The sequence below is a fragment of the Rhizobium sp. SRI_017 genome, from assembly GCF_057586295.1.
Genome location: NZ_JBYCZP010000002.1, coordinates 281,317 through 296,792, shown reverse-complemented (window position 1 = coordinate 296,792; position 15,476 = coordinate 281,317). Strand labels below are relative to the sequence as shown.

At 62.2% G+C, this 15,476-nt stretch carries 11 protein-coding genes; 7 read left to right on the top strand and 4 right to left on the bottom strand.

Translation table 11 applies throughout. The features are described from left to right. Nucleotides 1-1,140 carry an acyl-CoA dehydrogenase family protein gene (locus AC2YI2_RS06210; protein ID WP_487385570.1) on the bottom strand — a complete coding sequence of 380 codons (1,140 nt, stop codon included), beginning with the start codon at nt 1,138-1,140 and terminating at the stop codon, nt 1-3. Nucleotides 1,141-1,166: 26 nt separating this feature from the next. Beyond that, on the bottom strand, nt 1,167-2,798 hold the full coding sequence (locus AC2YI2_RS06205; protein ID WP_487385569.1) for a GMC family oxidoreductase: 1,632 nt from the start codon (nt 2,796-2,798) through the stop codon (nt 1,167-1,169). 102 nt (nt 2,799-2,900) lie between these two features. Here AC2YI2_RS06205 and AC2YI2_RS06200 point away from each other — a divergent pair, with 102 nt between their 5' ends. After that, a complete protein-coding gene (locus AC2YI2_RS06200; RefSeq protein WP_487385568.1) occupies nt 2,901-3,788 on the top strand; it encodes a LysR family transcriptional regulator in 888 nt (295 codons plus the stop codon). Here the strand turns inward: AC2YI2_RS06200 and AC2YI2_RS06195 are convergent, their stop codons facing one another. Further along, entirely contained in the window at nt 3,789-5,447 is a 1,659-nt protein-coding gene (locus tag AC2YI2_RS06195) for an adenylate/guanylate cyclase domain-containing protein (protein ID WP_487385567.1), read from the bottom strand. 114 nt (nt 5,448-5,561) lie between these two features. Here AC2YI2_RS06195 and AC2YI2_RS06190 point away from each other — a divergent pair, with 114 nt between their 5' ends. Then, entirely contained in the window at nt 5,562-6,410 is an 849-nt protein-coding gene (locus AC2YI2_RS06190) for an FkbM family methyltransferase (protein ID WP_487385566.1), read from the top strand. Between the two features lie 41 nt (nt 6,411-6,451). After that, complete coding sequence (locus AC2YI2_RS06185) at nt 6,452-7,633, top strand: DUF3095 domain-containing protein (RefSeq protein ID WP_487385565.1); 1,182 nt, start codon at nt 6,452-6,454, stop codon at nt 7,631-7,633. Here the strand turns inward: AC2YI2_RS06185 and AC2YI2_RS06180 are convergent. After that, nucleotides 7,623-8,966, bottom strand: a complete 1,344-nt coding sequence (locus AC2YI2_RS06180; RefSeq protein ID WP_487385564.1) for a nucleotide sugar dehydrogenase — start codon at nt 8,964-8,966, stop codon at nt 7,623-7,625. The genes AC2YI2_RS06185 and AC2YI2_RS06180 overlap by 11 nt on opposite strands. A 255-nt stretch (nt 8,967-9,221) precedes the next feature. Here AC2YI2_RS06180 and AC2YI2_RS06175 point away from each other — a divergent pair, with 255 nt between their 5' ends. The 4 genes from AC2YI2_RS06175 to AC2YI2_RS06160 all read left to right on the top strand — a co-directional run bounded on the left by AC2YI2_RS06175 (nt 9,222) and on the right by AC2YI2_RS06160 (nt 15,474). Further along, the gene (locus tag AC2YI2_RS06175) at nt 9,222-10,568 is read left to right on the top strand and encodes an adenylate/guanylate cyclase domain-containing protein (protein WP_487385563.1); all 1,347 of its coding nucleotides are present in this window, start codon (nt 9,222-9,224) and stop codon (nt 10,566-10,568) included. Continuing rightward, nucleotides 10,565-11,545 (top strand): polysaccharide lyase family 20 protein, encoded by a 981-nt coding sequence (locus AC2YI2_RS06170; RefSeq protein ID WP_487385562.1) that lies wholly within the window; start codon nt 10,565-10,567, stop codon nt 11,543-11,545. Before AC2YI2_RS06175 ends, AC2YI2_RS06170 begins: the two co-directional genes overlap by 4 nt. Before the next feature lie 129 nt (nt 11,546-11,674). Further along, on the top strand, nt 11,675-13,564 hold the full coding sequence (locus AC2YI2_RS06165) for an ABC transporter ATP-binding protein (protein WP_487385561.1): 1,890 nt from the start codon (nt 11,675-11,677) through the stop codon (nt 13,562-13,564). Further along, on the top strand, nt 13,561-15,474 hold the full coding sequence (locus AC2YI2_RS06160) for an ABC transporter substrate-binding protein (protein WP_487385560.1): 1,914 nt from the start codon (nt 13,561-13,563) through the stop codon (nt 15,472-15,474). Before AC2YI2_RS06165 ends, AC2YI2_RS06160 begins: the two co-directional genes overlap by 4 nt. The last annotated feature ends 2 nt before the right edge of the window (nt 15,475-15,476 follow it).

Below are 15,476 nucleotides of genomic sequence, written 5' to 3'. Positions count from 1 at the left end.
TCAATCCGCAAAGATCTGGCGTGCAACGATCACGCGCATGATTTCGTTCGTGCCTTCGAGGATCTGGTGGACCCGGAGGTCGCGCACGATCTTCTCGATCCCGTAATCGGCGAGATAGCCGTAGCCGCCATGCAGTTGCAGAGCGCTGTTGGCGACATTGAAGGCGACGTCGGTGACGAAGCGCTTCGCCATGGCGCAATACTTCGTGGCATCCGGCGTCTTGTTGTCGAGTTTCCATGCCGCCTGATGCAGGAAGACACGCGCTGCCTGCAGCTCGGTTTCCATGTCGGCGACCTTGAACTGCAGTGCCTGGAAATCGGCGAGCGTCTGCCCAAACGCCTTGCGCTCCTTCATATAGGTCACGGCTTTCTCGAGCGCCGATTGGGCACCACCAAGCGCGCAGGCCGCAATATTGAGCCGGCCCCCGTCAAGGCCCGCCATGGCATAGCGGAACCCCTGCCCTTCCTCACCGACAAGGTTTTCAAGCGGCACAGCGCAATTGTCGAACTGCACCTGCGCCGTCGGCTGAGCCTTCCAGCCCATCTTCCTCTCATTGGCGCCGAAGGAGAGGCCCTGGCTTGGGCTCGGCACGATAACGGTCGAAATACCCTTCGGCCCATCGACGCCGGTGCGGCACATCACGACATAGAGATCGGAATAATTGCCGCCTGAAATGAAGGCCTTGTTGCCGGTGAGAACGTAGCTGTCGTTGGTCTTGACCGCCCTGGTCCGGAGTGCGGCGGCATCCGAGCCCGAGCCCGGCTCAGTCAGGCAGTAGGAGCCGATCGTGGTCATCGCACACATATCGGGGAGCAGCCGCGCCTTGAGCTCCGCAGAACCGTAGCGGTCGATCATCCAGGCGCACATATTGTGGATCGAGACGAAGGCCGCGACCGCCGGGCAGGCCATCGACAGCGCCTCGAACACCAGTGCCGCATCGAGCCGCTTGAGGCCCGAACCGCCATGCTCCTCCGAAACATAGATGCCGCCGAGGCCGAGCGCGCCGATATCGACGAGCAGTTCGCGCGGGATCGTTCCCGCGGCTTCCCACTCGGCGGCAAAGGGGGCGATCCGCTCCTGCCCGAAGGCATGGGCCATGTCGAAGATCGCCTGCTCTTCTTCCGTCCGTTCGAAATCCATTCCTCACTCCCTTCCTGCAGCGCCGGTCATGCCGCCGAGGCCTTCGCGTCCTCAAGGATCATCGATGCTCCCTTCATCGCAATCATCGAGGTCGGCGTATTGGTGTTGCCCGAGGTGATGGTCGGCATGACCGAGGCATCGACGACGCGCAATCCTGCAAGACCATGCACCCGGAGACGCTCATCGACAACCGCAAACGGGTCGGACGACAGCCCCATCTTCGCCGTGCCGACAGGGTGAAAGATCGTCGTACCAATGTCACCGGCTGCCTTGGCCAGCGCCTCATCGTCATCGCCGACTTTAGGTCCCGGCAGATATTCTTCAGGCGAGAAGCCGGCCAGCGCCTTCTGCCGCATCAGTTGCCGCGTGACCCGGATCGCATCGGCGGCGACCCGCCTGTCGTCATCGGTCGCGAGATAGTTGGGCGCGATGATCGGCGGCGCATCGAGGTCGGTGCTTCTGAGCCTGACGACACCGCGCGACGAGGGCCGGAGATTGCAGGCGCTGACAGTGATCGCTGGAAACCGATGCAGGGGGTCACCGAATTTGTCGAGCGACAATGGCTGGACATGAAACTGGATGTTCGGCCGCTCCTGCGACGGATCGGATCGGGTGAAAATGCCAAGCTGCGAAGGCGCCATGGTCAGCGGTCCACGGCGCAGGAAGGCATATTCCAGCCCCATCATCCCGCGCTTCATCAGGTTATGATAGGTCTCGTTCAGCGTCTTCACACCCGCCACCTTGTAGATCGCGCGCTGCTGCAGATGATCCTGAAGGTTGCGGCCCAAGCCTTTGACGTCATGCACCATTTCGATCCCGAGCGGCGAGAGCCACTCGCCCGGTCCGATGCCCGAGCGCTGGAGGATCTGCGTTGAACCGATGGAGCCGGCGCAAAGGATTATCTCGCAGCGGGCATTGACGGTTTTCGCCACGCCGTTTTGGCGGAAGCGTATGCCCTTGGCAGCGCGGCCCTCGATCAGCAAATGCTCGACCGTCACGCCCGTCTCCAGCCGAAGATTCGGCCGCGACAAAACGGGCTTCAAGAATCCCCGCGCGGAGGACCAGCGACGGCCGGTCTTCTGGTTGACGTGAAAATAGCCTGAGCCCTCATTGTCGCCGGTGTTGAAATCACGGCTGCGGGGAATGCCCATCTGGGCAGCGGCCTCCTGAACCGCCGTCAACACATCCCAAGCCACCCGCGGCGGCTCCACCCGCCAGCCGCCACCGACCCCATGATGCTCGCTGTCTCCAAGAAAATGATCCTCCATCCTGCGGAAGAGCGGCAGCACGTCCTGCCACCCCCAGCCGGTCAGGCCAAGTTGCCGCCAGTGATCATAATCAGCCGCCTGGCCGCGCATGGCGATCATTGCATTGATGGCCGAGGAGCCGCCAATGACCTTGCCCCGCGGATAAGTCAGAGACCGGCCGTTTAGCCCCGGCTCAGCCTCAGTGCGAAACATCCAGTCGGCGCGCGGATTGCCGATGGCGAAAAGATAGCCGACGGGTATGTGAAACCAGATCCAGTTGTCGCGACCGCCGGCTTCCAGCAGCAGCACGCGATTTCTGGGGTCGGCGGAAAGCTGGTTTGCGACTATGCAGCCGGCCGTTCCCGCGCCGACGATCACATAGTCATAGTCCCCATCGAGCCGTTGCTCCACGCCATCCTCCCAACGAATACTTGTGTCCTGACAGCAATCGTTCTACCAAACGCAGCCGACGGCAACGCCGAAATTTGCACAATGCTCGTGCATGGATGTAGAATGGATTGGGACGATCTTCGAATATTCCTCGCCATCGCCCGTGCCGGCACCATTTCCGAGGCCGCGCGGCAGCTTGAGCTCGACCATTCCACGGTCTCGCGGCGGCTCGCAAATCTGGAGGCCCGCCTCGCAATCCGCCTCTTCGACCGCGCAGGCCGTCGACTGAATATCAATGCCGCCGGCGAGCAACTGAGGCGGACCGCGGAGCGGCTCGAATCCGGCCTGCTCTCCGACCTTGCCGTCTTGGAGACCATGCAGGGTTCCCGTGTCGGGACGGTTCGCATCGGCGTTCCCGAAGGCCTGGGAGTCGGCTATATCGCCGGGCGCCTCGGCGGACTGGCAGAAGCTTACCCGGAGATCGCACTGGAACTTGTGGCGCTGCCGCAGAACTATTCCCTTGCCGCCCGCGAGGTCGATATCGCCATCACGCTCGACCGGCCGGAATTCGGCAATATCGTGGTCCGCAAGCTCACCGACTATGCACTGCAGTTCTTCGGCACCGAGGCCTATTTCGCCCGCCACGGCCGGCCGGCAGATACGACGGAACTCTCGGCGCACCGGCTCTGCGGCTATATCCCGCAACTGCTTTACACACCGCTGCTTGATTATCTGGTCTTCGATGGTTTGCGGCTCAATCCGACCATCAAGAGCACCAGCGTCGTCGCTCATGTCGAGATCGTGCGCAACGGTGCCGCGCTCGGCATGCTGCCGGTCTTCATGTGCGCGAACCAACCTGACCTGCGACCGATCCTGGACGAGAGCAGGATCACGCGAAGCTATTGGCTCACCGTGCATGACGACCTGCGCGGCGTCGAGCGCATCCGCATCATTTCCGAAGCGCTGGCGCAACTGGCGCGGCAGGATCGTCTGCTCTTTCTGCCGGATTGATCAGGCCGATGCCCTGACTTCCACTGGTAGTTCGAGTGCCGTCGCGATATCGGCAACGTCCAGCACGATCCAGGTTTCGAGCTTGGCCTCGCGGCCGCGTATCTCGATGTCTTCGCTCACATGATGGGGGATGGAAATACCAGCAATCCGAACGAGATCCGCCGACACCGCGAGCTGGACATCGCGTTCCTTGGCCAGGCCTTCGAGGCGGCTCGCCGTGTTGATCGTGTCGCCGATAGCGGTCAGCGATGAAACCTTGCCATGCCCCATCTGGCCGACGATAGCCGGCCCCGCATGCAGCCCGATCGCGATGCGCAGTGGCGTCTGAAGCTCCGAATGGAAAGCGGTATTCAATTCGGCAATCCCCTCGCCCAGTTTTACTGCCGCCTGCAACGCCTGCCGGCAGGCATGCGGAAGATCGGTCTCCAGCCCGAACAGCGCGATAGCTCCGTCACCGATGAACTTGTCGACCACGCCGCCCGCACCGGCCACGGCCTCGCCCACCGTCGCAAAATAGCGGTTGAGCAGGAACACGACGTCGTAGGGCAGTTTGCGCTCCGAAAGCTGGGTAAAACCGCGGAGATCGCAGAACAGCGCGGCCACCATGCGCTCCTGGCCAGCCGCCGAATCCAGCGCCGGGCGGACGACCTGCGGAACCGTGCCCGCATCGACCAATGGCGCGACCGTCAGGTCGCGAGCCGGTCGCAACTGGCAGGCAAGGCGCACATCCGGAGCAGCCGAAATGCTCTTGAGGGTGGCCTTCTCCCGTCCCTCAGGCTCGGGCTGGCCTTCAAGGCCGTCGATCACCCGGACCCGACATGTCGAACACCGCCCGCGTCCGCCGCAGACCGAGACATGTGGTATTCCCGCCAGCCTGCTCGCCTCGAGCACGCTGGTGCCGGGGTCGATCGCCACCACCCTGCCACCGGGATAGCGAATGCGGATTCGCGCCTTGTTCGGCACGAACTTGATGACGACGATGCCACCGATCAGCAACACATAGCCTGCGAGAAAGCTTGTCTTGATGGTTTGAAGCATCGCAAGTTCCAGCGCCGGCAGTTCGTTGGGCGTGAACGGCATGGCCTCCACCCAGCGTAACCCGGAGAACATGCCCGTCACCGCCAGAAGCGGCACGACCACTGCCAGCATGTGAAAGAACGGAGCGAAGCGCTGGAACCACGCACGGCCACGCAGCCAGAACCAGAGGCCGAGGCAACCATGCGCCCAGGCGATAACCACCGCGGCGACATAAAGCGCGATCGTTGCCGTCGAAACATTGATGGCGCGGAGCACTTCGGGATAGCCGCGGACGAAACCGGTCAGCGTGAATTCGAGCCGCGTCGCGATGACATGATCGGAAATCAGTAGCGGCAACGCCAGTCCGAACCCGATCTTCAGTGCTTCCGAGGCGGGCATTCTGAGCGAGCGGCGGCGCCAGAGCGCATCGAGTGCGAGAAGAAAATGGCTCAGCAAGGCGCCGTAGAGCAGCACAGTGCCCGGTATGCTGCGCCAGATCACATTGAAGCCGGCGCGGCCGCGCTCCATCATATCAATGGACACGATCCCGAGCGCATGATTGCCGAAGTGGCTCGCGAGGAAAATGGCGAGAACCAGCCCTGAAACGATATGCACCCTGGATTTCACGACGGTGCTGATCATGGACGTGGCAGGACTCCGAACTGTCGGGAGAATCTATGCGATCGATTATCCCGTAGCAATATCAGCCCAGTTTGCTAATCGGTGAACAGATCGTCGACAGCTGAGGATTATGGCTTGAACCGGAGACTGCAGAAATGGCGCGATAGCCTTGCGCTCAGGTTTTTCGACACGCGCTATGGGCGGGACCTGCTGATCAAGACGATCGGTCCCCGGACGCGCTACATGACGGTAGACTGCGGCGACCATCTCCTGACTTTCTCACCTGCAGACTATCTCGGCCGCAGCGTCTTCGTGAAGAATCATTTCGACCGCGACCATGTCGGTCGGCTGATGGGCAAGCTCGCCGAACTCGGAATCAGCGTTGCCGGCAAGACCCTGCTCGAGATCGGCGCCAATATCGGCACGCACACGGTCTATTTCGGCCTCACCGGCGCCTTCAGTCACATCGTCGCGATCGAGCCGGACCCACGCAACTTCGAGCTTCTTGAAGAAAATGTGCTGCAAAACGGCTTCGGCGACCTTGTCAGCAGCATGCCCTTTGCGGTGAGCGATCAGGAGGGAACCATCGAATTCTTCCTCCACCCCAACAATCACGGTAAGAGCAGCCCGAACCAGCGCCACGCGGAGGACCAGAAAATCCTGGTCCCCGCGCTGCCGGTGACCGACATCCTCGAACGGGCCGGCGTGCATGAAAGCGATGTGGGCTTGATCTGGATGGATATCGAAGGCTACGAGCCAGTCGCCGCCAGATCGATGCAGGCGCTGTTCGAGTGCCGCATTCCGGTCCACATGGAGTTCACCGGCGACTTTTACGGCCCGGAAAAAGCAGCTGAATTCGTTGGATTTCTCGCCCGCTTCTACGAGAACTGCATAGTGTTCTACAACGACGACAGCGAGGAGCAGCGAAAGGTCGTAGACATCCCGCTCGGCCGCGAACAGTTCGATATCCTGCTCCTTCCGTGAGCCCGTCGCTTCCTTCAATTGATCGTGATAAGGTCCGCCGCATGGGAGCAAACAGCGACAATTTCTTCGACACGGTGCCCGTCTTCGATGATTTCGGCGGCGTGACCAATCTCGACAATTACCGGCCCTTGCCCGACGACTGGGCGCTCGTATCGGGCGACATCGTCAATTCGACCGGCGCGATCCAGCAGGGCAGCTACAAGATGGTCAACATGGCAGGCGCCGCCATCATCTCGGCGCTTGTCAACGCACTCGACAACCGGCAGCTTCCCTTCGTGTTCGGCGGCGACGGCGCGACGGTCGCCATCCCCCCCTCCGGCATCGACAAGGCGCGCGTAGCAATATCTGCGGTGCGGACCTGGACCGACGAGGAGATGGGGCTGGAGATGCGCGCGGCCATCATCCCGCTTTCCGAAATCCGCCGTGCCGGGGTGGAGGTTCTCGTCGCCCGCTTCAAGGCGAGCGAGCACGCCTCCTACGCGATGTTTGCCGGCGGCGGCGCGAGCTGGGCCGAGGCCCGGATGAAGGCCGGGGAGTTCAGCGTGCCGAAAGCACCGGCGAACAGCCGCCCTGATCTCAAGGGCCTTTCCTGCCGCTGGAGCCCGATCCCGTCACGCCACGGCGAAATCGTTTCGGTCATCGCCGTACCCACGGAGAGCGGTGACAGCGCAGCCTTTCGCGACCTCATCCGCAACATCGTCGCCATCGCCTCGGGCGAGGATCGCGGCGGCCATCCCGTCCCGGCCGACGGGCCCAAGCCTGGGCTGACACGACAGAGTCTCGAACTGGAGGCGCGGGCCCAGGCGCCCAAGGGCCAGCGGCTCAAGGCGCGTATGAGCGCCGTCATGCAATATGTGCTGGGCAACACGCTCGCCCGCTTCAACATAAAGCTCGGTGATTTCGACAGCCGGCGCTACAAGAGTGACGTTTCCGACAACAGCGACTTCCGCAAGTTCGATGACGGGCTCAAGATGACGATCGACGTCGACGGGAACCGGCTGGTGCGGATCGAGGCTCTGCTGGAAGAGGCTGCAGCCAAAGGCGTCGCCCGTTACGGACTTCACAAGCAGGACAACGCCCTGATCACCTGCTTTGTGATCAATCCAATGCAGCGCGACCACATGCATTTCATCGACGGCGCTGCCGGCGGCTATGCGCTCGCCGCCACGCAGTTGAAGGAAAAAGCTGCCAAGCTGTTGCGTCCGGCAGCAGCTACGCCTTGACGACGTTGGCGCCGGACAGCGACCGGCGACCGAAGGCGTTGCGCGTATCGACGATCAGCGACGACCAAGTTGCCAGCGCCGCATAGTCCACCGCATCATGGTCCGTCGCGATGAGCACCGCATCGAAGCCGGCTATCGTTTCCTGGGTCAAGTCCACCGACGGCCGGCCCTTGAGATGGCCGTATTCGCGGGTCGGCGGCACGGTCGGGACATGGGGATCGTGATAGCTCGCCTGGCCGCCGCGCGCCTCGATTAGCTCGATCAGCTTCAAGGACGGGCTCTCGCGGATGTCAGGAACGTTCTTCTTGTAGGCAAGCCCGATCACCAGAACCTTCGAACGGCTCAGCGCCTTGCCGGATCGAACATCGAGCGCCTCGGCGAGCCGGTCGACGACATGCCGCGGCATGGCCGAATTGATCTCGCCGGCGAGTTCGATGAAACGCGTCGGCAGCTCGTATTCACGCGATTTCCAGGTCAGGTAGAAGGGGTCGATCGGGATGCAATGGCCGCCCAGACCCGGCCCTGGATAGAAAGGCATGAAGCCGAAGGGCTTGGTCTTGGCGGCGTCGATCACCTCCCAGATATCGATGCCCATCGCCTCGTAGACGACCTTGAGTTCGTTGACGAGCGCGATGTTGACTGCGCGGAAAATGTTCTCGGTCAGCTTCACCGCTTCCGCCGTCGCGGTCGTGGAGACGGGCACGACGGTGTCGACGGCCGCGCCATAGAAGGCTTCGACCAGGCTAGAGGCCTCTGGGCCATCGCCCGCCACAACCTTTGGAATGGTCGAAGTGCGGAAATTCTGGTTGCCGGGATCCTCGCGCTCCGGCGAGAAACCGAGGAAAAAGTCGCGGCCGGATTTCAGGCCGGTCTCTTCGAGAATCGGTCGCACGACACCATCGGTCGTGCCGGGATAGGTCGTCGATTCCAGCACCACGAGCTGACCCGGGCGCAGCGAAGTGGCGATCGACTGGCTGGTGCGGGTGACGTAGGAAAGATCCGGATCGCGATGCTTGGTGAGCGGCGTCGGCACGCAGATCACGATCACGTCGCAATCGGCAAGGCTTGAAAAATCCGTCGTCGCGGTAAAGCGGCGCGTGGCAGTGAACTCCGCGAGCACCTGGTCGGAGACCGCCTCGATATAGGACTTGCCCGCATCGATGCTGACGATTTTCGACGGATCGATATCGAAACCTGTCACCGGAAAGCCGGCGTTTGCAGCTGTCATCGCAAGCGGCAGGCCGACATAGCCGAGGCCGATGACGCCGACCCTGGCAGACCGGTCCTGGATGCGCTTCAGAAGCGCGGCGTGCGGCGTGAATGTGTCGTTCAATGTGATTGGTTCCACAGGATGAGGAGGCTTTCAGTTGCGGTCTCGGACCCTCAAAGTCAAGGCCATGCCCATAGGCCGCGGTCTCCGCAACGTTGCTGCCGATTTGACTTTTGTAAATCTAGGTAAAGTTAGTGGCCATGAGCTGGCAGCCGCTTTGCGGCGCACTATATTGCAATGCGGCGCAACCACGTTGCGCTGGGTGACGATACCGGGAGCCTCTGTCATGGCGCCTGATGACACAAGGACCAAGGAACCATGCTCCTCCCCCGAGCCAACGTCTCCGAATCCCTCATCGAGCGCGTTTCGCTATGGCTGCAGCAGTCGGCGCTCAAGGGCACCGATCTCGAATCCCTGGTCCACGGGCTCTGCGAACGCCTTGCCGCGGCGGGTGTCCCCCTCCTCCGCGTGCATCTGAGCTTCTCCATGCTACACCCGCTTTATGACGCCCTCGGATTCACTTGGATCCGCGGCAACGGCGTCGCCGTCGAGGGCTTTCGCCCCGCGGGCAGCGATGAGGAAAAGGGCCGCTTCATCAAGAGCCCCTACTACTACCTGCTTGCGAACGGTCTCCCCCACCTGCGTCGCCGGATCGACGCGCTGACGCCGTCGGAATTCTCGATCTTCGATGATCTCAAGACAATGAATGGCACCGACTATCTCGCCTTCGTGCAATCCTTCGATGAAGAAACCACACGCGGCATGGTCGGCTCCTGGACCACGGACGCCGCCGGCGGCTTCAGCGAGGAAGTGATCGAGGCGCTCTTGCATCTCCAGAGCCATCTTGCCGTCGCTGCCAAGATGGCGGTGCTCAGCAAGCTCGCCGGCAACATGGTCACCACCTATCTCGGCGGCAATGCCGGCCAGCGCGTACTGTCCGGCCAGGTGCGCCGCGGCGACGGGGAGACCATCCGCGCGGCTCTTGTCATGGCCGACATGCGGCGGTCGACCGCTCTTGCCGAGAAAGCCGGTCGGGAAATCTATATCGATACGCTGAACCGATTCTTCGACGCGATCGCTGCCCCGTTCAACAAGAATGGCGGCGAGATCCTGAGCTTCCTGGGCGACGGCTTCTTGGCCGTCTACCCGTGTGACAGACATCGCGGTCCATCGGAGGTCGCCACCCAGGCAGCGATGGCCGCGGTGCGGGAAGCGACCGCGCGCATGATCGACCTCAATGCCGACCGCCGTCGTGAAGGCCTCGCCGACATCAACTACGGCATCGGCCTTCATGTCGGAAACGTGATGTTCGGCAATGTCGGCCTGGAAGACCGCTTGACCTTCTCGGCCTTTGGCGGCGCCGTCAACGAGGTCCACCGTCTGCAGGGGCTCACCAAGTCGCTCGGCCAGTCCGTCGTCGCAAGCGACGCCTTTGCCACCTATTGCGGTGGTGATTGGCTGCCGCTGGGCGAACGCCGGCTGCGCGGCGTGCAGGAAAAGCTGGCAATATTCGCGCCGGGCGAAGGAAACATGACGGTCTCGCCGGTCGAGGCGTCCGAGAAGAAGGGGCTTGACCTCCGCTCGGAAGCAGAACATGTCATGCTGCTCTATCGCAATTCCCGCCAGCAGAAGCCGTCGGGGCCCGGAGCAAACCTGTTGCAATGAAAAGGGTCGTCGCCTTTGCCATGTTTCTGACATCCGTACTTTCCAGCGCAGAAGCAGTCGCGGACGACGCCTACAAGGTTCCCCTTTTCGACAGTTTCGAGGGGCAGAATTTCGCACCGGAAGGCGGCCTCTACTATAAGGACAATGCAGAGCAGCGGTCCGGCATCGTCGAATTCGACACCACTGGAGGGCGCGACGGTAGAGGCGCACTCAAGCTCTCGGTCCGCCCGGGCTGCAACGTCAGCGCAGACAGCTGCAGCGAGCGGGCGGAAATCTGGGAGCGGCCCAATCTCCGCGTGCCGTATTTCACGCCGGTCTGGTACGGCCTCGCGGTAAGATTTGCCGATCCCGTGCCGCAGGACGATCACCGCTACCTGATCGCTCAGTGGAAGCGCGAGATCGATCCGGGCGCCCCAGGCGACTTCAGCCCGTTCCTGGCACTCAGGCTGCGCAAGGGCCGGCTCTTCGCCACCGTCGAGGCCAACCACTTCGCCCCGGTTTCGCAGCAGCCCAAGGGCACGCCCGCCAAATGCGGCGCCGGCGAGACGCCGGTCTGGCTACGCCCGGACACCAACCAGATGCGCGCGCTCGTCGCCACTGACGCAAAGTGGGAGCCCGAGGACGGCGTCCTGTTTAACGCCTGCACCGACAAGATCGAGATCATCGACCGCGGCAATCCCCTGCCCTCGCCCAACTCTGGCTGGATCGATTTTGCGATCATGACCAAGCCTGGTCCGGATGGTACCGGCCATATCGAGATCTTCGCCAACAACAAGTGGGTCGCCACGATCAAGGGCTATATTGGCCACAACGATCCGCCACTCGGCGACAACCAATATTTCAAGTTCGGGCCCTATCGCGCCGCCGCCGAGGGTACTTGGACACTCTATTACGACGACTTCCGCCGCAGCCTGGACAAGGCCGATGTCCTGAGCCCCGAGGCCGTCTGCATGCTCGACAAGGCCTCAAGCTGCTGATCTGACTGTCATTTTTTCTTCATTCGCGCTCGGCGCTTTTTGCCGACGCCTGCGATGGACTTGCAGGCGCGAGTGCGTTAGCATTTTTTCGGGGAACTGATAAAAGACTGACAAGGAAGGCCCGCAATCATGGTGCCGGCAACCGACCTGCTGCGGGTCGAGAACCTGAGTATTTCGTTTTCTCTGCTGGGGGGCAGGATCGAAGCCGTAAAGCGGGCCGATCTGCGCGTACTGCCGGGAAGAGTGACGGCGCTTGTCGGCGAGTCCGGTTCGGGCAAGTCGGTCATCAGCCAGGCCGTCATGGGCATTCTGCCCAAATCGGCAAGATCGGCGGGAAAAATCATCTTTCACGACGCGGCCAAGGGCCACGATCCGGTTGACCTTCTGACCCTACCGCCCGATGGCCGGGAGATGCGCGGCCTGCGCGGTGCGCGCATGGGCATGATCTTCCAGGAGCCGATGACCTCGCTGTCGCCGCTGCACACGATCGGCAACCAGATTTCCGAAGTGCTGCAGATTCACACCGGCCAGTCCAAAGCCGAGCGGCGCGAGGCGACAGTGGAGATGCTGTCGCTGGTCGGCTTCAAGGATCCGGCCCGTGCTTTCGATATGTATCCGTTCGAACTCTCGGGCGGCATGCGCCAGCGCGCGATGATCGCGATGGCGCTGATCTGCCGGCCAGCGCTCTTGATCGCCGATGAGCCAACGACGGCGCTCGACGTTACAATTCAGGCCCAGATCCTGCAGTTGCTTCGCGAGCTTCGGGAGAAGCTCAACATGGCGATGCTGTTGATCACCCACGATCTGGGCGTCGTCGCAAACGTCGCCGACGAGGTCGTCGTGATCTACCACGGCGAGATCATGGAAGCCGGGCCGGTCAGCAAGATCTTCCGCACGCCGAGCCATCCCTATCTCAAGGGCCTGATGGCGGCGGTGCCGCATTTCGATATGCATGCCGACGAACGCCTGAAGGCGCTGCGCGACATCCCCGTCAATGCGAGCAAGCTGATGGAGAGCGACCACAAGCCACGCGCTGCAGGCGATGGCGTGCTTCTGTCGGTCCGCGACGTGGTCAAGGCTTTTGGCGGTCGCAAATCCGGCTGGTTCGGCAAGAGCAAGGCCGAACCGTTTCGTGCTGTCGATGGCGTCAGCTTCGATGTCAATCGAGGCGAGTGTCTCGGCCTGGTCGGCGAAAGCGGCTGCGGCAAGACCACATTGTCCAAGATCCTGATGCGCGCCGTCAGCCCGGATTCCGGCTCGGTGACCTTCAACGGCGCGGAGGGTCCGGTCGATCTTCTCGACGCAAGCGGTGCCAAGCTGCAGGCCCTTCGCGCCCGCATCCAGATGGTGTTCCAGGATCCGGTGGCGTCGCTCTCGCCGCGCATGACCATCAAGAATATCGTCGCCGAGCCGCTCGAAATTCACGACCGCGGCGATGCTGCATGGCGACAGGAGAAGGTCGTCGACCTGCTCGAGGCGACCGGACTAGGCCGCCACCATCTCAACCGGTACCCGCATGGCCTGTCCGGTGGCCAGAGGCAACGCGTCGGCATCGCCCGTGCTCTTGCACTCGGGCCGGAACTGCTGATCTGCGATGAACCGGTCTCGGCGCTCGATGTGTCGGTCCAGGCGCAAATTCTCAACCTTCTCAAAGACTTGCAGAGCGAACTAGGCCTGACCTATATCTTCATTTCGCACAATCTGGCGGTCGTCGACTATATGGCCGACCGGATCGCCGTGATGTGCGCCGGACGTATCGTCGAGATCGCCCCGCGTGAAACTCTGATGCAGAACCCCGCCCATCCCTACACCAAGTCGCTCCTCGCCGCCGTCCCCTTCCCCGACCTCGATCGTCCGCTCGATTTTGCGCGGCTGAAGAGCGGCGCCCGCGAGATGAAAAATTGGGGCGCGCAATTCCGAGAAGAGCGCGACGAACATGCTCTGTCTCTTGCCAATATCGGCGAAGGCCATCTCGTGCTGGCCCGTCCTACCGCCGATATCAAGGAGCTGGCACCGTGATGCGCCGCCGCACCTTTCTCGGCTCGATGGTCGCCCTCTCGCTGCCCGGTCTCGCCCGCGCCCAGGTGCCCGCCGATCAGCGCGAGCCGCCCTTTCTCCACGAACGGCTCCGCGCCGCATCACTGCCCGATATTGCGGATCGGCTGCCCAAGAACCCACGCGTCATCAATCTTGCCGGAATGGGGCGCAAGCCCGGCGTCTATGGCGGCGACCTCCGCATGCTCATCGGCAGTCAGCGCGACACGCGACTGATGACGATCAGCGGCTATGCACGGCTTGTCGGCTATGACGACAAGCTCAAGCTTCAGGCCGATGTGCTCGAAAGCTATACGGCCGAGGAAGACCGGGTCTTCACCTTTAGAATCCGTGAGGGTCATCGCTGGTCCGACGGCGAATATCTCACATCTGAAGATTTCCGCTATGCTTGGGAAGACGTCATTCTTGACGAGGATCTCAGACGAGGCGGCCTTCCGCGCGAACTCCTCGCCGGCGACAAGCCTCCCGTCTTCGAGGTCGTCGACAAATACACCGTCCGTTACACCTGGCCGGCACCTAATCCCGATTTCCTGCCGAAGCTTGCTGCGCCACAGCCGATCGTCGTGGTGGCGCCGTCCAAGTACCTCAAGCAGTTCCACAAAAAATACCAGGACGAGAACCGCCTCTCTGCGCTCGTCACCCAGTACCGTGCCAAGCACTGGAGGGACCTGCACACCAAAATGTCGCGCAGCTACCGCCCGGAAAATCCGGAGTTGCCGACACTCGACCCCTGGCGCAACACGACGGCTCCACCGTCCGAACAGTTTGTCTTCGAGCGCAATCCCTTCTTCCATCGCGTCGATGAGAACGGCCTGCAGTTGCCGTATGTCGATCGCGTGATGCTCAATGTCAGCTCGTCGGAGATCATCCCCGCCAAGGCGGGCGCCGGCGAAAGCGACCTGCAATTTACCGGCCTCGACTTCACCGATTACGCCTTCCTCAAGGACGCAGAGAGCCGATATCCGGTGAAAGTCAGCCTCTGGACCAAGACGCAGGGTTCTCTCGTCGCGCTTCTGCCCAATCTCAACAGTGCCGACGATGTCTGGCGGAAGCTCTTTCAGGATGTGCGCGTCCGCCGGGCGCTCTCCGTTGCCATCGACCGGACCGAGATCAATAAAGCGGTGTTCTATGGGCTTGCAGCGGAAAGCGGCGACGCGATCCTGCCCGAAAGCCCGCTGTTCAAGCCGCAATACAAGACTGCCTGGAGCCAGCACGATCCCGAGCTCGCCAACAAGCTGCTGGACGAGGCGGGCTTGGTAAACCGCGATGCCGATGGCTTCCGCCTGCTGTCCGACGGGCGGATGGCCCAAATCATCGTCGAGACCGCTGGCGAAAGCACACTGGAAACCGATGTGCTCGAACTCGTCACGGACCATTGGCAGAAAGTCGGCGTCTCGCTCTTCATCAAGACGTCGCAGCGCGACATCTTCCGCAACCGCGCCATGGCCGGCCAGATCATGGTGTCGATGTGGTCGGGTCTCGATAACGGCGTGCCAACCGCCGACATGAATCCCGGTCTGCTGGCACCGACAGCCGATGAACAGCTGCAATGGCCGGTCTGGGGCATGTACTATCTTTCGAATGGACAGAAGGGCAAAGCGCCTGATCTGCCCGAGGCGATCCAGCTGATCGACCTCCTCGAACAGTGGAAGAAGACGGCCGATATCGAAGGACGGACCGAGGTCTGGAACAAGATGCTCGATCTCTATTCCGACCAGGTATTCTCGATCGGCATCGTCAATTCCTCGCGCCAGCCGATGCTACGGTCGGCCCGCCTGCAGAACATGCCCGATGTCGCGCTCTACGGCTTCGACCCGACCTGTTACCTGGGCGTTTACCTGCCTGACACCTTCTGGCTGGCGCGGGAGGCCTGACG